This is a genomic window from Mycobacterium sp. RTGN4, assembly GCF_033804635.1.
Lineage (GTDB): Bacteria > Actinomycetota > Actinomycetes > Mycobacteriales > Mycobacteriaceae > Mycobacterium.
This window is the reverse complement of record NZ_JAPZLB010000006.1, coordinates 89,179-110,508: the sequence shown is the minus strand read 5'-3', so window position 1 is coordinate 110,508 and position 21,330 is coordinate 89,179. Positions and strand designations below refer to the sequence as shown.

Here is a 21,330-nt window from a genome sequence, read left to right as displayed (position 1 = left end):
GCGACAACCGACAAACGCCCCAACCGTCAAACGCTCGTGATTGCGCTCAAGCCGACTTAGCCAGCTCGCGCAGCGGTCGATGCTGCCACCCATCCATCAGATCCTGCCAATGGAATTTAGGCGCTGACCTTGGCGTTTGAGCTATCAGATCGAGCCGGAAGAAATTTCAGCCGATCGCGAGCGACTGGCAGAGCAGAGGACATTTCGCCTCGGGCTCGAGCCAGAAGAGGGAAAGAAGGAAGTATCGCAATGAAGAAGTTCGCATTTGCCACCGTCATCGCCAGCGGCTTGATCGCCGGTGTGCTCGGTGTCACCGCGCCCGCCGCACAGGCGGAGGTCGTGGCCGACTCAGTGTCGACCCTTACCAACGGGGTGGACCACCATGTGTGGCTCGACCAGATCGGCCCGAAGGTCAACGTGCCCCACGTCGACACCAGCGTGCACCAGAGCCGCTGACGGTCTCCGACACAAGGAGGGGCGCCCATCCGGGCGCCCCTCCTTTGCGTTCCGACACCACGACCGTTCGTTCCGACACCACTACTGCCAGGAGTGCGCACACTTTGGGAGTGAGCAACGCCGAACCACTGCTGAGCCCCTCCCTCGTCGTCGTGTGCGTGATCATGGCCGTCGCAGCGGGTCTCGTCTGCCGCTTGGTTCTCAAGACTTCGCCGTGGACGGTGCCCGTCGCGGGCGTGCGTGCGGCCATTCAATTGGCTGGGGTCGCTTTGGTGTTGGCCGCGGCGATGATGCGGCTATGGTCCTCGGTGCTGGTGCTCGCCGTGATGTTCGTCGTCGCCACCGTGACCGCCGCACGCCGGAGTGAGGCCGATCGCGGCTCCCGTTGGCTGGCAACGGCTTTGGCCACCGGAATGGCCGCCGTCATACCGCTCCTTCTGGTGAGTCGCGTCGTGCCGCTGACCGGGGTCGCCATCGTTCCGGTGTTCGGGATCGTGCTCGGCGGGACGATGACTGCGGTCGCGATGGCGTCCCGACGCGCGCTCGACACGTTGCGCATGCGCGCAGGTGAGGTCGAAGCGGCGTTGAGCCTTGGCTTCTCCGAGCGGGATTCGCGGATGGAGGTCATCGATCGGCCGCTCGTAGATGCGCTGATTCCCAATCTCGACCAGGCCCGCACCGCCGGCCTCGTCACGCTGCCGGGGGCCTTCGTCGGAGTGCTGCTTGCCACGGGTTCGGCGACTCAGGCTGCCGCGGTCCAAGTTCTGGTGCTCATCTCGCTGCTGCTGTCCCAGGCCTGCGGGGTAGCCGTGACGGGCGAGCTCGTCGCCAGGGGCTGGATCACCCGATCCGGTCCGGCGTGATCGCCGACCTCAGCGTCCTCACAGTCGACCACTGCGACGGTGGCATCACAGCCGCACTTCCCGCGGCGTGGTGAAAGGAGCACACCCAACATGGAGAAACGGCACACGATTCTTGCGGGCCTGGCAGCAGCGGCCCTCTTTCTCGGCAGTGCAGGCTTTCTCGGCGGTGCAGGCGCGGTCGCGTCCGCGCAACCGTCGAATCAACCGGCGCCTCAGGCCCCGGTCATCGTTCAGGGCCCAAGCAACGGACCCGACGTTCCCGGCGTGCCTGACACGCCCGAGCCAGGTGACACCCCGGACGTAGCCGATGGACCCGACGTTCCGGGGCAGCCCGATCTGCCCGAACCCGGCGACACCCCGGACGCACCGCCGCCTGCGGCGCCAGCGCCTCGGTAAAGCCTGCCGACGAATCTGGTCGCGGTCGACGTGCCTCCTGGCGCGCCGACCGCGACTTGCTGATCCGACACCCTGGCAACACCAGTTCGACGAGCGGAGGATGGGTTTCGTGAAGGTCTTGATCGTGGAGGACGAACCGCGGTTCGCGGCGACCCTCACGATGGGTTTACGCGCCGAGGGCTTCGTGGTCGTGCACGCCGACAACGGTGTCGACGGCCTGTGGGAGGCCACCGAGCACGCGTTCGACGTGATCGTCCTCGACATCATGTTGCCGGGCCTGAACGGTTACGAGGTGTTGCGCAAGCTGCGCGAGCGGGAAGTGTGGACGCCGGTCCTGATGCTCACCGCCAAGGACGGCGACTACGACCAGACCGACGCGTTCGACCTGGGCGCCGATGACTACCTCACCAAGCCCGCCGCGTTCATCGTGTTGCTGGCTCGGCTGCGCGCGCTGGTCCGGCGCGGGGCCCCTTCGCGTCCGGTCGTACTGACTGCGGGCACGCTGACCCTGGATTCCGCACGGCGGGTGGTGGAACGCGATTCGACGCCGATCGAGTTGACGCCCCGCGAGTACGGCGTCCTCGAATACCTGATGCGCAACAAGGACACCGTCGTCACGAAGACCGACATGCTGCAGCACGTGTGGGACGCTCACTACTCCGGACCAGACAACGTCGTCGAGGTGTACGTCGGCTACGTGCGCAAGAAGATCGACATACCCTTCGGCACCAACACGATTCAGACGATCCGCGGTGCAGGCTATCGGCTGGATTCCGGCGCGTACTCCCGCGGCAACTGAACCGTCACCAACGCTCCCCCACCGGGTCGGTCGCCGATGGCGACGCTACCTCCGTGCGCGGCAACGACTTCGGCCACGATTGCCAGGCCGAGCCCGGTACCCCCGCCGCTACGGGCGCGGTCGGAGTCCAGCCGGACGAACCTGTCGAACACCCGCTTTCGCTCGCCTTCGGGAATTCCGGGACCGTCGTCGCCCACTGCCAGCACGGCATTGGGGCCGTTGGGTCGGACCGCAAGCTCGACGCGCGACGAGGCGTGCCGCACCGCGTTCTCGAGCACGTTGCGCACGACCCGGGAGAGCCCGCCGGGGTCGCCGACCAGCCGGGTGGGCACCAGCATGGCGTCGATCGTCACCGACGTCTCCCGGCTCAACCGGTCCAATTCGCTGGCCGCGACGTCGTCGAGGTCGACATCGCGGCGCCGCCACGCGGGCCCGCCCTCGTCGGCCCGCGCCAGCAGAAGCAGGTCTTCGACGAGGGCCTGCATGCGCTCCGCTTCGGGCCGCAACGTGGTCGTGGCAAGGTCGGTGTTGAGCAACTCCGGATGCACCGCCGCGACGTCGAGCGCGGAAATGATGGCGGCGATGGGGCTGCGCAACTCATGCGACGCGTCGCCGACGAACCGGCGTTGAGCGTCGTGGCCCGCCTCGATCCGGGCCAGCATCTCGTTCATGGTCAGCGCGAGCGCCGAGATCTCGTCGTGGTTTTCGGGGACCGGAACGCGTTCGCCCAAGTCGGACATGCTGATGTCGGCGACTCGCGTCCGGATCGCGTCGACAGACCGAAGTGACCGTCCCACCAACAGGTAAGTGGCCACCGCAGCGACCGCGATGACGATCGGCGCCGCCCCTCCCAGCAGCACGATGACGGTCTTGACAGTCGATTCGACGGCTTCACTACCCGCGGCAACGAGCACCGTGTACCTGCCGCCCGCACCGTCGACTTTCTGTCCGCTGATGCGCATGTCGCCGTCGGGCGAGTGGTCGGACAGTCCGGTCTGCAACCTCGCGCCGATCGAGTCCGGCTCAAGCAACGGCGGCCCCGGCGCCGACTGCGAATGTTGGATCACATCTCCGGAGCTGCCGATCACCTGAACGGCGACGATGCGCTGATCCGTCGTGATCAGGGCGGCATCGAGTTCAGCCGCCGTGTCGTACTGCAAAGCCGCCACGATGTCCCGCACGCGGCCTGCCGCGGCGTCGTCGACACCGGAGAGCAGCGAGCGGTAGAGGATGAACGCGAGCCCGGCACCCGCGACCAGGACCGCCACCAGCACCACCGACGCGGAGACGAACGCGGAGCGCGCGGAGATTCCCCAGTAGCGCGGCCGCCACCAGGTTCGGGGCTGGCTCACGCGCGGCAAAAGTGCTCCCTCGGCCATGGACATCCGTCGCGGTGCGACTGTGCGGATCATGCCACCCGAGCCACCGGGGGCGTGGGCGCATCAGACTGGCGCCCACTTTCGGAACCCGCCCGTCTGACCGTGTCGTGGGCTACCGCCCCGACGAGTACCGCTGCGCCACCGAGCAGCAGTCCGCCGCCGATGTCGGTCAGCCAGTGCACGCCGAGATACAAACGGGTGAGCGCGACTGCCGCGGTCGCCACGGCGACGGCGGACGCCGACGCGATCCGGATGATGAGCCTTCGGCCGCGACCGACGACGACGGCGACAATGCCGACGAGCGCCAGCGTGCCGGTGACGTGTCCGGAAGGGAACGAAGGGTCGACCTCGCGAAGCAATTGCACTGCGCCAGTGGGCCGCTGCGCCCCGACGATCACCTTGGTCACCGTACTCACCCCGGTGGCGACGGCGAGCGTCGCCACGACGACCACGGCGGACGTCGGCGAACTGCGGCGCCACCACAGCAGCGCGGCCGCCGCGGCGGCCAGCAGGCCGACTGCCACGGGACTGCCTGCGTTGGTGATGACGATCGCCACCGTCGTCAGCCACCCGCGCCGATGGTCGATCATCCAGTCGAGCACCGCATGGTCCAACGCGGTTCCGTGGCGTGCGGAATGCGCGACGATGGCGAGTCCGACGAAGCCGAGAAGCAGCGTCGTCGCGAAAAGCATTCGCCGCTCTGTCTTGAACACGTACCCAGCGTGGTCAACGCCCGCTGAGGTCACGCTGAGGATGGGCTCTCAGCGATGTCCTCTCAGCGGTGTCTCAGCGATCGCAGACCACACTGCCAGTGTGTCGGTGAGGCTCTGATGTCCAAGAAGGCGACGCGTCCGCGCAGCGCGCACTGGCGGCTGGGCTCGTCCTTCGACCGCTCGCAGCGGCGCGGGGTCGACGCGTACGTGCTCGCCTGGGAAGACGCCGATTTGCCCGTCGAGTTGCGGTTCGCGCCGCCGCTTGTGGAGCTCGGCTGGGCGGGACCGTTCGAGTATCACTGGCAACTGTTGACGCTCGCCTTCTCGCTGCCGGACCCAGCGGCGTTTCCTCCGATGAGCGGCTTCAGCGCCGAGGAGCTCGCTGGGCTCAACCGGTACGCGACGGTGTGTGCGGAGGTCGCAGGATCGTCGGTCTTGCGCCACCACGGCGGCATGGCCGTCAACGCAGTCGATGGGCACGTGAGCTACGAGCCCGTCCCAGCGCCATCCGCGTTCGAAGGGTTCGCGACGCGCTTTCGACAGCTTCACTTCGGCCACGACGGAGGCCCCGGATTCGATTCCGTCGCTTCGATTCTGGATCGTCACGCACGTCGCACCGAAGACGCTCACTGCGCGGACCGCGTCGAGACATTGGCTCAGTGGAATCAGGCCAGAAGCGTTTTGCGCCAGCGACCACTCAAGAACGTGGCAGCGCGGTCCACGCTGCGACGGCATCGACGCTCCCCGGGTGAGGCGAAGTACGACGGTGTGCGCCCTGATGACGTGCTCGCCGAGTTCGACTGCGGCAGCGTGTTCGCCGACCGAACGTCGATGCTCGATCCACCCGAGCCCTACCAGGAGCACGTGTTCATGATCAGCGTGCTCGGACTGTGCCATCTGTACTTCGGCTACGCCGTGCTGGTCCGGTCCGCGTACGGCGGCAACCTCTAGCTGTGATGTATCAACCCGTTGGTTACACGGACTTACGTGATGCCGATTTGCAGGGGGACAAAGCTGTCAGGGTCCTTCGGCCCGGCCCGTGTGCTGGTATTGGTGGGGAGGTGCAGATCGCGATAGTCGGGCCGGGCGGTATCGGTAGTACGTTCGCCTTTCAGCTGTCCGAGGCTGGTCACGATGTGACGGTCATCGCGCGTGGCACCCGACTTGAGCAGTTGCGCCACGCTGGGGCGATCGTCACCGTCGAAGGCGAACGTGCGAGCGTCGACGTCAGTGGCGAACTTGATACGACAACGCACTGGGATCTGGTCCTTGTCACGGTCCTGGCGTCGCAGGTGGACGTGTTGTTACCCGCGCTGAGCGCCAGCGCAGCCAAGTCGGTGATGTTCATGTTCAACACCTTCCGATCGCTGGATCGGCTGCGCGACGCCGTCGGACCGCAACGCTTCGCGTTCGGTTTCCCAGCGATCGGCGCGGGCCTGCACGATGGCAGGTTGTCCGCGACGATCCTTCGCCGAGGACAGCTGACGACGGTTTCAGATCTTTTCTGGGCCAAGGTTTTTACCGACGCGGGCATTCCCGCGACAGTGCATCCGGACATGCAGAGCTGGTTGCGCAGCCATGCCGCGGCAATGGTGCCGATGGTTATCGCCGGCAGCACCGCGCTCCGACGTGGGACCGGTATCTCCCGGGTAGAAGCGGTCAGGTTGGCACGCGCCATGAAAGAAGGATTTGCGCTGGTGCGCCACCTCGGTAACTCCATCACGCCCGCACCTATCGCCATCGTCAGCCACTCGCCGGCACCGGTGTTGGCCGTGTTGCTCTGGACCCTCAGCAGGCTCGACGCGTTCACCAGAACGGTTGCCGTTGCGCCCGCCGACGAGCCGCGCCTGCTGATCGACGAGATGACCTCCACATGTCCAGGGCGCACGCCTGCGCTGCTCGCGGTCAGACCTTGAGACTCACACGCGCCAGGCCGCCAAGCACTCCGACAACCGGCAGCGAAGAGCGGCCCATCTAGCGGGCGGGCGGCGGACCAATGATCGACGCCCGCTCCATAATCCGAGTGTCGGGCCAGTAATCGCTCGCGGCGTAGTGCTGCACGGCGCGGTTGTCCCAGAACGCGACCGCATCCGTCGTCCAACGAAACCGACACTGGTGCTCCGGGTAGTCGGCCTGGCGACACAGCCGGTCGAGCAGGCGCACGCCTTCGTCGGGTTCCACGCCTTCAAGGTGGCTGACGAAGATGCGGTTGACGTAGAGATGACGCCGGCCGGTGACCGCGTGGGTGCACACCACCGGATGTCGAACCGGTGGAAACTCGGACTGCATCTGCTCGAGTCGGTCCGGCGGCATGAACCTTCCGAACGCCTTGGTGAAATCGTGTACCGCGTAGAGGTTTTCGATGGTGGCCTTGGTGTCGTCGTCCAGCGCGTCGTAGGCCGCGTACATGTCGGCGAACAACGTGTCGCCGCCAAGGGCGGGCGCGGTCACCGAGTGAAGGACCGTCCCCATGGACGGAAGTGCCCGCCAGGTGACGTCGTGGTGCCACTGGTTCTCGTAACCCCCGACGGCCGCGCTCTTCTCGAAGCGAGCCAACTCCGGTTCAACCGCGTTGCCGGGAATCACGGGATGGGTCTCGAGCTCACCGAACCGGCGCGCGAAGGCCACCTGCGCGGCAGGCGTGAACGGCTGGTCGCGGAAGAAGATGACCTTGTAGTCGTGGAGCGCCTTGCGAAGTTCGGTGATGGCGTCGTCGCTCAACGCCGAGGTCAGGTCGATGCCGGAGAGTTCGGCGCCGACGGTGGCACTCAGTTGGCGGGCCTCGAAGTTGCGCCACGTCAGGGCACGCAACCGGTCGCGTTCCTCGGTCAGATGAGTGAACGGGCCAGCGATGATCGGGAAGCCCTGCACGGGCAGCGGCTCGGTGCCCAACCCCATCGGTGCGGTCACGAAGTTCTCCATTCGCTTGTTGCTTGCCGCGTGTAGTCACCTGACTACAGCGCCGTGTCCGCTAGTGTAGTCACATGACTACACCGGGGGCAACGCGCGCTCAGAACGACGAGAAGACGCCGGTCGGACGCGATGAGGTGGTGGCCGCGGTGCTGGCCCACGCGGCCGACCTATTCGCCGAGCGGGGTCCGGCCGCCACGTCCATCCGCGATATCGCCACCAGGTCGGGGGTCAACCACGGGCTGATCTTCCGGCACATCGGCACCAAGGATCAGCTCGTCGGGGCCGTGCTCGACCAGCTGGCCCAGCAGATGTCGGCCCGGTTGGAGTCGGGGGCCTCGTTCGCGACCCTCGAGGCCGAGGGCGAGCGCCACTGGAAGGTGCTGGCGCGGGCCATCCTCGATGGCTTTCCGGTCGGCGAACTCCAACAGCGCTTCCCTGGGGCGGCCAGGGTGGTCGAACGCGCCCAAGAAGCTCACGTCGACGAGCACGCCGCTCGGGTCGCCGCAGCCAATGCGCTTGCACTGCAACTGGGTTGGCGACTGTTCGGGCCCTTCCTGCGTTCGGCGACCGGCCTTGGCGACGTCGCCGAAGTCGAACTGCGAAAGGACATCGACGCCTGCGCCGCGGCGATACTGAGCGCACCACCGACCTAGCACCCGACGGCCCAGGCGCGCCTGCATTCTCAGCGGGCCCTCAGCGGGGCGCCGATACCTTCCGGCGTTATGAGCGAGCTGACGAGTGTGGCGGTCAAGTCCCCGCGGACGATGCTGAGCAAGGTTCCCGAGATCACGGTGTGGTTCTGGATCATCAAGATCCTGTGCACCACGGTCGGCGAGAGCTTCGCCGACTGGATCAACATGACTTTGGGGGTCGGGCTCGTCCCCACCGCGGTCATCTTCACCGTCGTGCTCGCCGTGGCGTTGGGCTGGCAGTTGAGCCTGCATCGCTACCAGCCGTTCCCGTACTGGCTGACGGTCGTCGTGCTCAGCGTGACCGGCACGCTCTACACCGACATCCTCACCGACCAGATTGGCGTGCCACTGGCAGTGAGCACGGGCGTGTTCGCGGCGGTGCTCGCCGTCGTGTTCGGCGTCTGGTACGCCCGCGAACGCACCCTCTCGATCCACAGCATCGTCACCACGCCGCGAGAGTTGTTCTACTGGCTTGCAATTCTGGTCACCTTCGCCCTCGGCACCGCGGTCGGGGACTGGACTCTGGAGCTCACCGGCTGGGGTCCAGGCATGGCGGTCCTGCTACCCGCAGGCCTGATCGCAGCGATCGTCGTCGGCTGGCGGTTGGGCGCCAACGCCGTGCTGTCCTTCTGGCTGGCCTACATCCTGACCCGCCCACTGGGCGCGAACCTCGGCGACTGGCTGGGGCTCCCGAAGGCCGAGCACGGCCTTGGGCTGGGAGTGGCCGTCACCAGCGTGATCTTCCTTGCCGCGATTCTGGCCACGGTCATCTATCTCACGATCACCCGGGCCGACGTCCTCGACACACCGCAAACTGAGGCGCCCCAGGAGGTTTCGACGACTCCGAGCCGCGAACGAGTGATGCTCGGGTACTTCGCCGCCATCGTGGTCGCCACCGGCGCCCTGCTCGGATGGGCCAACACGCAGCCGCACGCCAGCCCATCGGCAGAGGCCGAAAGTGGTCCCGCGGTGGTCATACCGGTGGCCCAGGGCCAAGTTGCCGCGCACTTCCCGGCCGCCGACGTGGCGAACTACCGCACCATCACCGCGGACACACTCAGCAAGGTTCAGGCCGGCGACCAGGCCGGCGCAACGGCACGGATCAAGGACCTCGAAACCGCATGGGACGACGATCAGGCGACGCTGCAGCCGATGGACGGCACCACCTGGACCGCCATCGATGGGCGGATCGACACCGTGCTCAAGGCGTTGCGCGCCAGCACTCCCGACCCTGCCACCGAGCAGCAGGCGCTCAACGACCTGCTGACCGCACTACGGTGAATTCCTCAGACCTGCAAGGTAACTGACGAACTCAGCTCAAACTGCAGTCGTGTCGCGAGTTCCGAGTCGCAAATGCTCGATGTGGTAGACGGCCTCATCGAGAAGCTGGGCGACGTGGCGGTCGTAGAGGCTGTACACGACGCTGCGTCCAGTGCGGGTGCCGGTAACCAGCCCGAGTGCACGCAGCAGGCGAAGTTGGTGTGAGACCGCCGACTGCTGCATCCCGATGGCCTCTGCGAGGTCGTTGACCGAGCACGGACTCTGGCGCAAACGGGTAAGCAACATCAACCGGCGCGGAGATGCGAGCGCCTGGAGTGTCTCGGCGACATTGGCCGCGCCTTCGGCATCGAGCACCGCGGCGGGGGTGTCCCTGCCCTCAACGCCGTGGCCCATCCGTAAATGGTAGCTTGTGGCATATATGAAGACGTCTACATATATCGCAACGTTGGGGCGTAACCCCGACACCTCGGCCCCGAGGGCTCGATGACTACCGCCGTGACAGCCACCGATGCCGGACCCATTTCGCGCCGTGGCGGACAACGCCGGACCGGATTCCTGGCGGTGCCCGAAGTGTGGTGGGCCGGCGCCGCCACCGCCCTGTTCCTCGCGGGGGTCGCAGCGCAGTTCACTGGTGCACCCGAATGGCTTTGGTGGGCACTGTATCTGGTGTGCTACGTGACCGGTGGATGGGAACCGGCGTGGGCCGGCCTGCAAGCGCTTCGCCGGAGGACGCTCGACGTCGACCTGTTGATGGTCGTGGCGGCAATCGGCGCCGCTTCGATCGGTCAGATCTTCGACGGCGCGCTACTGATCGTCATCTTCGCCACGTCCGGCGCCTTGGAGGCCGTCGCGACCCGGCGCACTGAGGACTCCGTGCGAGGGCTACTCGACCTGGCACCGGCTCAAGCCACCCTGCTGACTCACGACGACGGTGAGCGGCAGGTGAACGCCGCCGACCTCGCCATCGGCGACGAGCTCCTGATTCGGCCTGGTGAGCGCATCGGCGCCGACGGCGAAATCGTCCATGGCACAAGCGATGTCGATCAGGCCACCATCACCGGCGAACCGTTGCCCGTAGCCAAATTGCCTGGCGATCAGGTCTATGCGGGCACCCTCAACGGCACCGGCGCACTGCGCATACGCGTCACCAGCGAGCCGTCGCGGACGGTAATCGCGCGAATCGTCGCGATGGTGGCCGAGGCATCGGCGACGAAAGCCAAGACCCAACTGTTCATCGAGAAGGTCGAGCAGCGCTATTCGGTCGGAGTGGTCGCAGCGACCCTCACACTGTTCAGTGGTCCACTGCTCTTCGGAGCCGCCCTGGAACCGACGTTGCTCCGGGCCATGACCTTCATGATCGTCGCGTCGCCCTGCGCGGTCGTGCTGGCCACCATGCCACCGCTGCTCTCCGCCATTTCGAACGCCGGTCGTCACGGCGTACTCATCAAGTCCGCGGTCGTCATGGAGCGACTCGGCGACACCACGGTCGTCGCATTCGACAAGACCGGCACCTTGACCGAGGGGCGGCCTGTGTTGACCGATGCGCACGCGTTGCCTGGCTCCAACATGGACGAACGCAGCGTGCTCCAGTTGGCCGCCAGTGCAGAGCGATCCAGCGAACACCCGCTGGGCCGGGCCATCGTTGCCGCTGCCCAGCACCGCGGCATCGAACTGCCCCCCGCCGAGCAATTCGGCTCGTTGCCGGGCCGGGGTGTTCACGCCGTGGTCGCAGGCCGCCAGGTTCAGGTCGGCAACCCAACCCGGGCCGAAGCCTGCGAACATGTCGCCGAGCTCGAAGCCGCGGGGTGCACGGTCGTGGTGGTCACCGTCGACGGTCGACCGGCAGCCGCACTGGGACTCCGGGACCGGGTGCGGAACGACGCCGCCCACGCGATCCGCCGCCTGACGGAGTTGACCGGCGTCGTTCCAGTGCTGCTCACCGGCGACAATGCCTGCGCCGCAACACATCTCGGCGCGGTTCTTGGGATCGCGGACGTCCGGGCCGGCCTAATGCCTGCGCACAAGGTGACCGCCGTACGTGAACTCGAAGCCGCGGGAGCCAACGTCCTGTTCGTCGGCGACGGCGTCAACGACGCACCCGCGCTCGCCGCCGCACACACCGGAATCGCCATGGGTCGGGCAGGCGCGGACCTGGCGCTGGACACCGCCGACGCCGTCATCGTCAGGGACGATATCTCGACCATCCCGGCCGTCATCGCACTCTCCCGCCACGCCCGCCGCGTCGTCGTGGCCAATCTCGCGATCGCTGCGACGTTCATCGCCGTGCTCGTCACCTGGGACCTCGTCGGCCACCTGCCACTCCCGCTCGGCGTCGCGGGGCACGAAGGCTCCACGATCATCGTCGCGCTCAATGGACTCCGGCTACTCCGAAGCAAGGCGTGGCGAATCTAGTCGAACAGGTCGGGCTGCTCCCGAGTGATCCGGTCGAACAACGGCTGGAAGCTGAACCAGCCCGCGAAGTGCGTGCCCACCTGGCCAGAGGTGAGCTTGGCCATGTCGGGGTCGATCAGCACTGGCTTGCCGACGGCCTCGGCCATCAGCTGCGCGTGACACGACCGCTCCATGGTGATGAACCACCACGCGGCTTCCTCCACGGAATGTCCGACGGTCAGCAATCCGTGGTTGCGCAGGATCGCGGCCTTTCGGTCGCCGAGGGTGTGCGCGATGCGCTTGCCCTCCTCGAGGTCGAGCACGACACCCGAGTACTGGTCGAACAACGCATGGTCGTCATAGAAGGCGCACGCGTCCTGGGTGATCGGGTCGAGTAGCCGACCGAGCGTCGACCAAGTCTTGCCATACACCGAGTGGGAGTGGGCGGCACCGATCACGTCGGGGCGGGCGGCGTGCACCTGGGAGTGGATCGCGAATGCGGCCTGGTTCAGCGGACGGTCGCCCTCGACGATTGTGCCGTCATGGCGGACGAGCAACAGATCGCTGACGCGGATGTGCCCGAAGTGCATGCCGAACGGGTTGACCCAAAAGTGGTCGGTCAACTCCGGATCGCGAGCAGTGATGTGCCCCGCCACGCCCTCGTCGAAGCCGAAGCGACTGAACAATCGGAACGCGGCCGCGAGGTTCTGCTTTCGGTGGAGCCGTTCTTCTTCGATCGTCCGCTCGCCCTGCGGCAGCACCGCAGCAGCGTCGCCACTCACGAGTTTGGCCGCTTGTTCGATGTCAGTAGTGCTCATGCCTTTTAGGCTCCCACTACGCGTTGGGATTCTCTAGTACGACGGCCACACCTTGGCCGGATCCGATGCACACGCCGATGACTCCGTAGCGGACGTTGCGTTCACGCAGTTCGGTCGCCAGCGTCAGGACGTAGCGGGTTCCCGTCGCACCGAACGGGTGCCCGATGGCGACCGCGCCGCCGTTGGGAGTCAGCTTGTCGTCGGGGACGACGAATCCGTCCAACTGGTTCGGCAATTCACGCAACACCCCGAGCGCTTGCGCGCTGAATGCTTCGTGGACCTCCCAGACGTCGATCTGCTCCGGGCTCAGTCCGGCGCGCCGGATCGCCAGCGGGATCGCCCACGCCGGCGCCAATCCCATGAAGAGCGGGTCGATGCCGTAGACCGCCGAGGACAACACCCGCGCGAGGGGTTCGACGCCGAGTTCCGCGGCCCGCTCCCCCGATGCGAGCACGATGGCGCTGGCTCCGTCGGTCAAGGGGGTGGAGTTGGCGGCGGTCATCTGGGTGGTGCCCGGTTGTGCGGGCAGCTTGGCCAGCGATTCGGCGGTGGTGTCGTCGCGGATGAACTCGTCGTGCTCGAAGACCGTTTCCGGGGTCTTCCTGGTGGCCGCGATCGTCACCGGCATGATCTCCTTGGCCAGCCGGCCCGAGTCACGGGCCGCCTTGGCGTGTTGCTGCGAACGCAGCGCGAACGCGTCGATCTCCTCGCGCGTCAGGCCGTACCGGTCCGCGACGTTCTGGGCCGTTTCGATCATCCCGATATAGGCGTTGCGCGCCAACAACTTCGGGTTCGGCGGACCGCCCGCTCCTGCCCACATGGTGTCGAGCATGAACACCGGCCCCCGTGGACTGAACGGCGCGTCGCCCTTCATCAGGGCCCACCCGGAACGCGACATCGACTCCACGCCGCAGGCGATCCCGACGCCGAGGTCGCCGGCCTTGATCGCGTGACTGATGTTGATCGTGGCGCTCAGCGACGAGCCGCAGAACCGGTTGATCGTCGCCCCCGCGACGCTGTCGGGAAACCCGGCGGCCAGCGCGGCCCACCGGCCGACGTCGCCCATGCCTTCGTGGGCCGGGTTCACACAGCCGGCGACGATGTCCTCGATCTGGTCTAGCTCGAGGCCGACGCGTTCGCAGGCGCCCTTCATCGTCATGCCGAGTAGGTCGTCGGTGCGGATGTGCGACAACGTGCTGCCATACCGTGCGAATGGAGTGCGTACGCCGCCAAGGATGAATGCATCAGTCATGGGGTCAACGATGGCGGTATTTGTTCATCCACACCAGTGTTCGGCCGCATATCGTCAATACATGACTGAGGCCCGGCCGCCCCTTCCCCCGTTCGACACGTCGACCGCCTTGCAGAAAGTTCAAGGCGCAGAGGACGCTTGGAACACACGCGATCCCGGAAGGGTCGCGCTGGCCTATACCCCCGACAGCGTCTGGCGCAATCGCGACACGTTCGTCACCGGTCGGGCCGCCATCATCGAATTCCTCACCGCCAAGTGGGCACGCGAACACGAATACGCGCTGCGGAAGGGGCTCTGGGCGTTCGACGCCAACCGCATTGCGGTGCGCTTCCAATACGAGTGCCACGACGACGGCGGCCAATGGTGGCGCAGCTATGGCAACGAACTGTGGGAGTTCGACCCCAACGGTCTGATGAGCCGCCGCGAGGCCTCGATCAACGATCTACGCATCGATGAAGCGGACCGCCGCATCTTCGGGCCGCGTCCGGTGGACGAACACCTGCTGGATTTTCCGCTGGAGTGACATGTCGGACCCGGGTCTTATAATCGAACAGACATTCGATCGGAGGGCTGGCGGTGGTGGATCTGCAGGAGGTGGCAGCGCGGGAGTCCCGGCTGCGCTCAGCAGTCGCCGAGCTTGCTGAGTTGCCGTTCGCGGAGTTGCCCGCCGAGGTCACCGACTCGGTACTGGCCACTCTGGAAGCCGCCGCACGTCGTCAGCAACTCATCGGATTCGACGCGATCAACGCGTTGCGCGGCGCCCATCCCCGCCGTAGCCGCCGGCTGCGTGACCGGCTGGCCAACCTGCTGCACCTGTCGGGCTACGAGGCCGGAGCCCGGATCGCGACCGCCGCCGACCTGGCGGCGGAGGCGCCGGTGTTGCCCGAGACCGCCGCGGCCGCCCGCCACGGACTCATCGGGTCCGAGCACATCCGCATCATCCGCGACACCCTCGCCAAACTCCCCGACACTGCGACCGAATCCGAGCGGGCACGCTTCGATCTGGAACTGACCGGGGTCGCGGTCGCCGAGCGCCCCGAAGTGCTACGCCGCGACGCCGCACTGCTACTGGCCGAATACGACGCCACCCGCGACGACCCCGACACCCGGGCTCGCACCCGCAAAGCCCGTCGCGAATTCGTGCTCGGCCCACAAGACGCCGACGGAATGAGCCGCGGCCGGTTCTGCATCGACCCCGAAACCCGCTCCTACCTAGAAATCCTGCTGGCCAAACTGGCCCGCCCCGGCATGTGCAATGCCGCCGACCCGCTACCGGCGGTCGACGGGGAACCCGACCCGGTTGCCGCCGCCGGTGACACCCGCACCACGGCCCAACGTCAACACGACGCCGTCACCGCGATGCTGCGCGCCCTGCTGGCCTCCGGACAGTTGGGTCAACACCGCGGACTGCCCGTGACTGCCATCGTCACGATGAGCTTGCAGGACTTGGAGTCCGCCTCCGGGCTCGCGCTGACCGGCGGCGGATCCACCGTCCCGATCGAAGTGGCGATCCGAATGGCCGCCCACGCGCATCACTACCTCTACATCTACGACCAGAAGTCTGGGCGGCCAATGTATCTGGGCCGCACCAAACGGCTGGCCTCCGCCGATCAACGCATCGTGCTGCACGCCATCGACGGCGGGTGCACCGCCCCGGGCTGCGACCAACCCGGCTACCACTCCGAGGTCCATCACCTCATCGAATGGGACCCCGAGGGCACCACCGACATCGACAGACTCGCCCTGGCCTGCCAAGACGCCAACCTGTGCGCCGGACCCACCGAGGAACAGTGGCAAGCCCGCCGCCGCTACGACGAAGAGTCCCTCGGCCAAACACTGTGGTACCCACCGAAATCCGTTGATCCCACCCGACAACCCCAAACCAACCGCTACCACCGCCGACCCAAACGACGACGACCAAAACCCGACGCCGCATAGACGCTCGGCTCCGGGTTCTTCACACGAGGGACGGGACATCCACCGAGTAGACGTTCTGCCCACCGCGTATGCCCTTCAAGTCCACCTCGCGTGGCGCGCCGAACTCGATGTCGTCGATTGCCCCGACTGACGCTCGCATCGCTTCGCTGACGAGGATCTGCCCACCCGCCGCGAGGTCGGCGATCCGAGCGGCCATGGCGACGTCGAGGCCGAACAGATCGTCACCGCGTCGCACCGACGTACCGACGTGCGCACCCATGCGGACCTTGATGCCGTCCCATCGGTCGGTCCCCTGCAACTCGGTGGCCTCCATCTCGGTGGCCTTTAGCAGCGCCCGTTGCACCGCGATGCAACACCGGATCGCATCGACGGGCTCGGCGAACGCGATCATGAAGCCGTCGCCTTGGTTCTTCACCACGTAGCCCCGATGGTCTGCGACGCGTTTCTCGATCAGCTGGTTGTGCCGTTCGAGTACCTTCACCCAACTCTGGTCGCCCAATCTCTCGTTGCGTTCGGTCGATCCTTCGATGTCGGAGAACACCAGGACGACTCTGTCCCCGGCGGTGATCTTCCCGAGGTTGGGCCGCTCGACCCGGGCCCATCCGGCGAGGTCCTCGATCGACGTGCGCACCGATCCGCCGATGCCCTTGCGGAGGATCGCGTCGGCGGTCTGCACGGTGTTCACCACCGCCTTGACCGCCGCTGGCCCCACCGCCAGCGGCTTGGATCTGCGTCGCCCGTTGTCGGCGCCGCTCCGCTGCCGTTTGAGCGCGCGGCGGGTCGACGCAAGCGCCCGCCGCGACACGATCAAGACGACACCGAGCGCGATCAGGCCGGCGGTCTCCAGCAGGACGACGATCAGGAGCGCGACGGTCACTAGCCGATTATCGTCGGCTGGGTCCGCTGAACCCGCGCCGTGTCGGCTGGGCGTTCGCCCGTCGACGCTTGGGGTTTGATCAAGCGGACGCTCGGGCACGCTCGCATGGATGCCGAATCTTCCTGAACTCATCGCGTCCGAGAATCGCTGGAACGACTTTTGGCACGGCGAAATCGGGCACTGGTTACTTACCAAGGGCTTCCACATACTTCTGCTGATCGTCTTCGCAGTGGTGGCCACACGGATCATCCGGTCGGCGGCCTCCCGGATCAGCAAAAGGCTCGCCGCGACTGACGATCCCGACTCCGTCGTGCGCTCGGAGAGCGTCAAGCACCGCCAGGCGCTCGCATCGGTCATCTCCTCGGTCGTCATCGCGGTGCTCTACACGATGGTGACGGTCGACGTGTTCGACCAACTTGGCCTGCCGGTCGGCTCTCTGGTCGCACCCGCGGCAGTACTGGGTGCAGCGCTGGGGTTCGGTGCCCAACGCATCGTCCAGGATCTATTGAGCGGGTTCTTCCTGATCACCGAAAAGCAGTACGGCTTCGGCGATCTCGTCGAACTGAGCGTCAACAGCGCCGGCACTGCCCGGGGCACGGTGGAGGACGTGACACTGCGCGTCACCAAGCTGCGCACCGCCGACGGTGAGATGTTCACGGTTCCGAACGGCCAGATCATGAAGGCATTGAACCTGTCGAAGGACTGGGCCCGGGCCGTCGTCGACATCCCGGTGCCCAAGTCGGCCGACCTCAACGAGGTCAACGAGGTGCTCCGGCAGGTCGCGAGGGATGCCACGCAAAAGGACGGGCTGCCGAACCTCCTGCTCGACGAGCCCCAGGTGATGGGTATCGACAGCATCGGCGTCGACTCCGTGAATGTCCGAATGGTGGCCCGTACGCTGCCTGGCAAGCAGTTCGAAGTCGGACGCGAACTACGCGCTCTCGTCGTCTCGGGATTGCGCGGGGTTGGTGTCCCCGCTCAGGGCGTAAGCACGCTCTAGAACCAGGCGTCGCGCATGTCGAGCGTGGTGCGATCCAGGCTCTCCAATAAGTCCAGTTGCGGTGCGGTCCTGGGTAGCTCGTAGCGGAAGAAGTACTGCGCCGCTTGACGCTTCCCGTCGTAGAAGTCTCCGGAGTGCCCTTCGGCGGCGACGACCTGCTCGAGCCACATCCACGCGAGCACGATGTGCCCGAACGCCTCGAGGTAGATCACGCTGTTCGCCATCGCGGCCTCCGCGTCGCCGGCGCCGAACATCGCCGCCGTGACACCGACCAGACGCTGCCAACTGGCTGCCAACTGCGCCGCCAGCGCGGCGGCGTCGCCACCGGAGGCCGTGGCTCGTTCGACGGCGCCCGTGACGTGCTTACCGAGCTCAACCAAGCTGGCGCCGCCGCGCTGAGTCACCTTGCGGCCCAACAGGTCGAGGCTCTGAATGCCGTGCGTGCCCTCGTGGATGGGGTTGAGCCGGTTGTCGCGGTAGTGCTGCTCGACGTCGTACTCCCGGGTGTAGCCGTATCCACCGTGCACCTGGATGGCCAGGCTGTTGGCCTCCACACACCACTGCGAGGGCCAACTCTTGGCGACCGGCGTCAGGATGTCCAGCAACAGCGTGGTTTCGTCGCGCTCGGAATCCGACTCGGCGGTGTGTTGAAGATCGATCAACCTGGCGCAGTACAGCGCCAGCGCCAAGCCGCCCTCGACATAGGACTTCTGCGCCAACAACATTCGCTTGACGTCGGCGTGTTCGACGATGGGAATCTGCGACGCCGAAGGATCCTTCGCGGTCACCGGGCGGCCCTGAGGACGTTCGCGCGCATACTGCAGGGATTTGAGATAGCCGGTGTAGCCCAACGACACTGCGGCCATCCCGACGCCGAGGCGCGCCTCGTTCATCATCGTGAACATGTAGGCCAGGCCGCGGTGTGGCTCGCCCACCAGGTAGCCCACCGCGCCGGCCGCCCCGCCGGGCGCGAAGGTGCCGTCTCCGAAGTTGAGCACCGTGTTGGTGATACCGCGTTGGCCCATCTTGTGATTCAGCCCGGCCAAGGCCACGTCATTGCGCTCGCCGATGGCACCGTCGCCGTCGACGAGGAACTTCGGCACGATGAACAATGAAATGCCCTTGGTGCCCGCGGGCCCGCCGGGAATCTTGGCCAACACCAGATTCACGATGTTGTCGGACATCTCGTGTTCCGCGCCCGAGATCCACATCTTCGCGCCGAACAGTCGGTAGGTCCCGTCCTCCTGGGGTTCGGCACGCGTCGTGATGTCGGCGAGCGACGAGCCGGCCTGCGTCTCCGACAGCGCCATGGTCCCGGTGAAGCGGCCCGCCAACATCGGCTTGACGTAGGTTTCGATCTGCTCGTCGGTGCCGAACTTGGCGACCAGGTTCGCGTTGCCGATCGTCAGCATGACGTAACCCGACGTGCTGACGTTGGCCGCCGACATCCACGCAAACCCGGCCTGCGCCACGCACATCGGCAACTGCGCGCCGCCAAGCGGTTCATCCGCGCTCATGCCGATCAGGTCGGCCTTCGCGAACGCCTCCAACGCTTCCCCAACCTCGGGGATGACGGTGACGCGGGTTCCGTCGAACGTCGGCTCGTTGGCGTCGCTGAGCTTGTTGTGCGGGGCGAAGTATCGCGTCGCCAGTTCCTCGCAGAGGTCCAGCACCCCGTCGAAGGTGTCCCGCGAATGGTCGGCGAACCGCGCCCGCTTGGTCAGCGCCTCCACGCCCAGCCATTCGTACAGCAGGAAGTCGAGATCGCGACGCGACAGCAGGGTGGACTTCATTCGGCTCCTCCTGGGAACGGTTTACAGATCCTTGCGGTCCAGCATCAGGGTGTGGTCTTCCATCAGTGCGTGGTCGTCGCCGAGGCCGATGACCGACGTCGCGTCGAGGTTCGAGGCGTACGGGATGTGGTAGTGCCCGTGGAAGAGCCAGTCCGGCGTCGTCGCACGGCAGATCGTGGTGAGCTTGTCGCGATGGAGCTGGGCTTCGGCCAGGATGTCGGGCGGCCAGTCGCCGCGGACGCCGCCCTTGGTGTCGGGTCCGACGCCGGGGATGTCCACTCCGCGCGGGCAGTCGTGGCTGACGATGACGTCGACGGCGCCGGCCCGCTGGGCGTACTCGACGTTGGCGTCGGTCAGTTCCTCCTGCGGCCACCAACTCAGGCCCTCGGCGCGATAGCGCTTGTCGACGCTCATCGCGCCACCGACGCTCATCCAGGTCTTGCCCCACCACTCCCACCGGAAGCCTCTGGCGAGGTATCTGACGCCCGGGTAGCGCGTCGCGTCGGCCCATTCCGCGACGCGCGTGTGGTCCTCGTGGTTTCCGTCGATCCAGAACAGCCGGATGCCCGCATCCGCGAGCATCGCATCGATCGTCGACAAGTAGATCGCGGTCCTCGGATCGTCGACCCAGTATCCGAAGTCGCCGAGCTGAAGGATGGTGTCGACGTCACGGCTGGCGGCGTATCGAATGACTCGTTCGACCCACGTCAGGTTGCCGTGCCAATCGCCGGCGAGCATCAGGCGCGTGGGGTCGGGATCCATGTCCTTACCCATACCCACCCGATGCCCACATCGCCGGTTTTGGCCTATTTCGATGTGGCGATGTCTCGCGGGTCCAGGCCCAGCGGCTCGTCCGCGCGCACGGCCTCGTCGCGGATCAGCCCGCGCAGGAGTGCGGTGCTGAACTCGACGGCGATCTCCTGCGCGGTGCGGCGGCCCTGCGGGCGCAGCCAACGGTAGGAGCCGAGCGTCATCCCGATGTATCCGAGCGCCAGCACGTGCGAGTCGCAGTCGTAGAACTCTCCGCTAGCGATACCGCGGTCGATGACGTCGCGCACGTGCTCGTACACCGACGTCTCGGCCTTGCGGATGTAGGCGACCTGCTCCTCGGTGAACCATTCGGTGATGTAGGGGGCTTCCTGGAAGTACACCGCCCCGCGCTCGATGTCGCTGGCGATCCCGACGAGCAGGCGGCGCGTGAAGTGATAGATCATCTCGCGCGCGGACGCCGTCGGGTCGTCGTGCAGCGCGTCGACGGTGAAGTCGGCGGCGCTCTTGCAGATGTCGAACAGAATCAGCGACTTGCTCGCGTAGTAGTGGTAGACCGTGGCCTTGTTGAGCCCAACGGCGTCGGCCACGTCGTCCATCCGGGTGCCGTGATAGCCCCGCGCGGCGAACAGCTTGGTGGCGACGGCCAGCAGCTCTTCCCGACGGGTCAACCCGTTTGCAGGTGCTTCCGACATGGCGACTCACTATATGCAGGCCGGGCCGGAGCCCGGGTACCAATCAACTGGTTGGCCAGTTTAGGCAATCGTCCGTAGCCGTTGCCCACCCCCCAGCTTCTGGGGCTAGACTCCGGTTCAACACTCGTTACGCAGGAGGCACGATGGATCCGAACCCGGATTACGACGCGAGCGACGAGATCGAATACTTCTTCCAGTGGCTGCCCTGGGGTCTGCGCGGCGTCTATCCACCCCCCGCGTACCCGCCGGTCTAAAACGCCAGGCTCAAGCGCTGGGCTCAAGCGCCAGGCTCAAGCAAAAGGGCGC

At 66.5% G+C, this 21,330-nt stretch carries 23 protein-coding genes; 13 read left to right on the top strand and 10 right to left on the bottom strand.

Annotation, left to right across the window (positions count from 1 at the left end; all coding sequences use genetic code 11):
* Window positions 1-249 precede the first annotated feature (249 nt).
* The 4 genes from SLQ30_RS14645 to SLQ30_RS14630 all read left to right on the top strand — a co-directional run bounded on the left by SLQ30_RS14645 (window position 250) and on the right by SLQ30_RS14630 (window position 2,514).
* Window positions 250-456 carry a hypothetical protein gene (locus SLQ30_RS14645; RefSeq protein ID WP_319450210.1) on the top strand — a complete coding sequence of 69 codons (207 nt, stop codon included), beginning with the start codon at window positions 250-252 and terminating at the stop codon, window positions 454-456.
* A 110-nt stretch (window positions 457-566) separates the two neighbouring features.
* Window positions 567-1,319, top strand: a complete 753-nt coding sequence (locus tag SLQ30_RS14640) for an ABC transporter permease (RefSeq protein ID WP_319450211.1) — start codon at window positions 567-569, stop codon at window positions 1,317-1,319.
* Between the two features lie 90 nt (window positions 1,320-1,409).
* Complete coding sequence (locus tag SLQ30_RS14635; protein WP_319450212.1) at window positions 1,410-1,715, top strand: hypothetical protein; 306 nt, start codon at window positions 1,410-1,412, stop codon at window positions 1,713-1,715.
* A 109-nt stretch (window positions 1,716-1,824) separates the two neighbouring features.
* Complete coding sequence (locus SLQ30_RS14630) at window positions 1,825-2,514, top strand: response regulator transcription factor (RefSeq protein WP_319450213.1); 690 nt, start codon at window positions 1,825-1,827, stop codon at window positions 2,512-2,514.
* On the opposite strand, the gene SLQ30_RS14625 is transcribed toward SLQ30_RS14630, so the two are convergent.
* Complete coding sequence (locus SLQ30_RS14625; protein WP_319450214.1) at window positions 2,475-3,893, bottom strand: HAMP domain-containing sensor histidine kinase; 1,419 nt, start codon at window positions 3,891-3,893, stop codon at window positions 2,475-2,477. The genes SLQ30_RS14630 and SLQ30_RS14625 overlap by 40 nt on opposite strands.
* A 29-nt stretch (window positions 3,894-3,922) precedes the next feature.
* Window positions 3,923-4,606, bottom strand: a complete 684-nt coding sequence (locus tag SLQ30_RS14620; RefSeq protein ID WP_319450215.1) for a phosphatase PAP2 family protein — start codon at window positions 4,604-4,606, stop codon at window positions 3,923-3,925.
* A gap of 117 nt (window positions 4,607-4,723) precedes the next feature.
* Between SLQ30_RS14620 and SLQ30_RS14615 the strand changes: the two genes are divergently transcribed.
* Entirely contained in the window at window positions 4,724-5,557 is an 834-nt protein-coding gene (locus tag SLQ30_RS14615) for a hypothetical protein (RefSeq protein WP_319450216.1), read from the top strand.
* Window positions 5,558-5,667: 110 nt separating this feature from the next.
* Complete coding sequence (locus tag SLQ30_RS14610) at window positions 5,668-6,522, top strand: ketopantoate reductase family protein (RefSeq protein WP_319450217.1); 855 nt, start codon at window positions 5,668-5,670, stop codon at window positions 6,520-6,522.
* Between the two features lie 58 nt (window positions 6,523-6,580).
* On the opposite strand, the gene SLQ30_RS14605 is transcribed toward SLQ30_RS14610, so the two are convergent.
* Window positions 6,581-7,516 (bottom strand): TauD/TfdA dioxygenase family protein, encoded by a 936-nt coding sequence (locus SLQ30_RS14605; RefSeq protein WP_319450218.1) that lies wholly within the window; start codon window positions 7,514-7,516, stop codon window positions 6,581-6,583.
* A 74-nt stretch (window positions 7,517-7,590) separates the two neighbouring features.
* On the opposite strand from SLQ30_RS14605, the gene SLQ30_RS14600 reads away from it, so the two are divergent.
* Both SLQ30_RS14600 and SLQ30_RS14595 read left to right on the top strand, forming a co-directional pair.
* A complete protein-coding gene (locus SLQ30_RS14600; protein WP_319450219.1) occupies window positions 7,591-8,172 on the top strand; it encodes a helix-turn-helix domain-containing protein in 582 nt (193 codons plus the stop codon).
* Window positions 8,173-8,241: 69 nt separating this feature from the next.
* On the top strand, window positions 8,242-9,492 hold the full coding sequence (locus SLQ30_RS14595; RefSeq protein ID WP_319450220.1) for a hypothetical protein: 1,251 nt from the start codon (window positions 8,242-8,244) through the stop codon (window positions 9,490-9,492).
* A gap of 36 nt (window positions 9,493-9,528) precedes the next feature.
* On the opposite strand, the gene SLQ30_RS14590 is transcribed toward SLQ30_RS14595, so the two are convergent.
* Window positions 9,529-9,885: a metalloregulator ArsR/SmtB family transcription factor gene (locus tag SLQ30_RS14590; RefSeq protein WP_319450221.1), complete on the bottom strand. Its 357-nt coding sequence runs from the start codon at window positions 9,883-9,885 to the stop codon at window positions 9,529-9,531.
* A gap of 90 nt (window positions 9,886-9,975) precedes the next feature.
* Here SLQ30_RS14590 and SLQ30_RS14585 point away from each other — a divergent pair, with 90 nt between their 5' ends.
* Window positions 9,976-11,904 (top strand): heavy metal translocating P-type ATPase, encoded by a 1,929-nt coding sequence (locus SLQ30_RS14585; RefSeq protein WP_319450222.1) that lies wholly within the window; start codon window positions 9,976-9,978, stop codon window positions 11,902-11,904.
* On the opposite strand, the gene SLQ30_RS14580 is transcribed toward SLQ30_RS14585, so the two are convergent.
* Together SLQ30_RS14580 and SLQ30_RS14575 are read right to left on the bottom strand one after the other, a co-directional pair.
* Entirely contained in the window at window positions 11,901-12,701 is an 801-nt protein-coding gene (locus tag SLQ30_RS14580) for a class II aldolase/adducin family protein (RefSeq protein ID WP_319450223.1), read from the bottom strand. The two genes, SLQ30_RS14585 and SLQ30_RS14580, sit on opposite strands and share 4 nt — an antisense overlap.
* Window positions 12,702-12,717: 16 nt before the next feature.
* Window positions 12,718-13,953, bottom strand: a complete 1,236-nt coding sequence (locus SLQ30_RS14575) for a thiolase family protein (protein ID WP_319450224.1) — start codon at window positions 13,951-13,953, stop codon at window positions 12,718-12,720.
* A 61-nt stretch (window positions 13,954-14,014) separates the two neighbouring features.
* Here SLQ30_RS14575 and SLQ30_RS14570 point away from each other — a divergent pair, with 61 nt between their 5' ends.
* Window positions 14,015-14,476, top strand: coding sequence for a nuclear transport factor 2 family protein (locus tag SLQ30_RS14570; protein WP_319450225.1), 462 nt, complete (start codon window positions 14,015-14,017; stop codon window positions 14,474-14,476).
* Between the two features lie 53 nt (window positions 14,477-14,529).
* Window positions 14,530-15,891 (top strand): HNH endonuclease signature motif containing protein, encoded by a 1,362-nt coding sequence (locus tag SLQ30_RS14565; RefSeq protein WP_319458321.1) that lies wholly within the window; start codon window positions 14,530-14,532, stop codon window positions 15,889-15,891.
* Between the two features lie 19 nt (window positions 15,892-15,910).
* Here the strand turns inward: SLQ30_RS14565 and SLQ30_RS14560 are convergent, their stop codons facing one another.
* The gene (locus SLQ30_RS14560; protein WP_319450227.1) at window positions 15,911-16,768 is read right to left on the bottom strand and encodes an adenylate/guanylate cyclase domain-containing protein; all 858 of its coding nucleotides are present in this window, start codon (window positions 16,766-16,768) and stop codon (window positions 15,911-15,913) included.
* A gap of 109 nt (window positions 16,769-16,877) precedes the next feature.
* Between SLQ30_RS14560 and SLQ30_RS14555 the strand changes: the two genes are divergently transcribed.
* Window positions 16,878-17,768 (top strand): mechanosensitive ion channel family protein, encoded by an 891-nt coding sequence (locus SLQ30_RS14555; RefSeq protein ID WP_319450228.1) that lies wholly within the window; start codon window positions 16,878-16,880, stop codon window positions 17,766-17,768.
* On the opposite strand, the gene SLQ30_RS14550 is transcribed toward SLQ30_RS14555, so the two are convergent.
* From SLQ30_RS14550 to SLQ30_RS14540, 3 genes are read right to left on the bottom strand one after another with little or no spacing between them, the layout of a single operon-like run.
* Window positions 17,765-19,561, bottom strand: coding sequence for an acyl-CoA dehydrogenase (locus tag SLQ30_RS14550; RefSeq protein ID WP_319450229.1), 1,797 nt, complete (start codon window positions 19,559-19,561; stop codon window positions 17,765-17,767). The genes SLQ30_RS14555 and SLQ30_RS14550 overlap by 4 nt on opposite strands.
* Window positions 19,562-19,582: 21 nt before the next feature.
* The gene (locus SLQ30_RS14545) at window positions 19,583-20,323 is read right to left on the bottom strand and encodes a metallophosphoesterase family protein (RefSeq protein ID WP_319450230.1); all 741 of its coding nucleotides are present in this window, start codon (window positions 20,321-20,323) and stop codon (window positions 19,583-19,585) included.
* A 44-nt stretch (window positions 20,324-20,367) separates the two neighbouring features.
* A complete protein-coding gene (locus SLQ30_RS14540; protein WP_319450231.1) occupies window positions 20,368-21,024 on the bottom strand; it encodes a TetR/AcrR family transcriptional regulator in 657 nt (218 codons plus the stop codon).
* A 143-nt stretch (window positions 21,025-21,167) separates the two neighbouring features.
* On the opposite strand from SLQ30_RS14540, the gene SLQ30_RS14535 reads away from it, so the two are divergent.
* A complete protein-coding gene (locus tag SLQ30_RS14535; RefSeq protein WP_241402460.1) occupies window positions 21,168-21,278 on the top strand; it encodes a hypothetical protein in 111 nt (36 codons plus the stop codon).
* The last annotated feature ends 52 nt before the right edge of the window (window positions 21,279-21,330 follow it).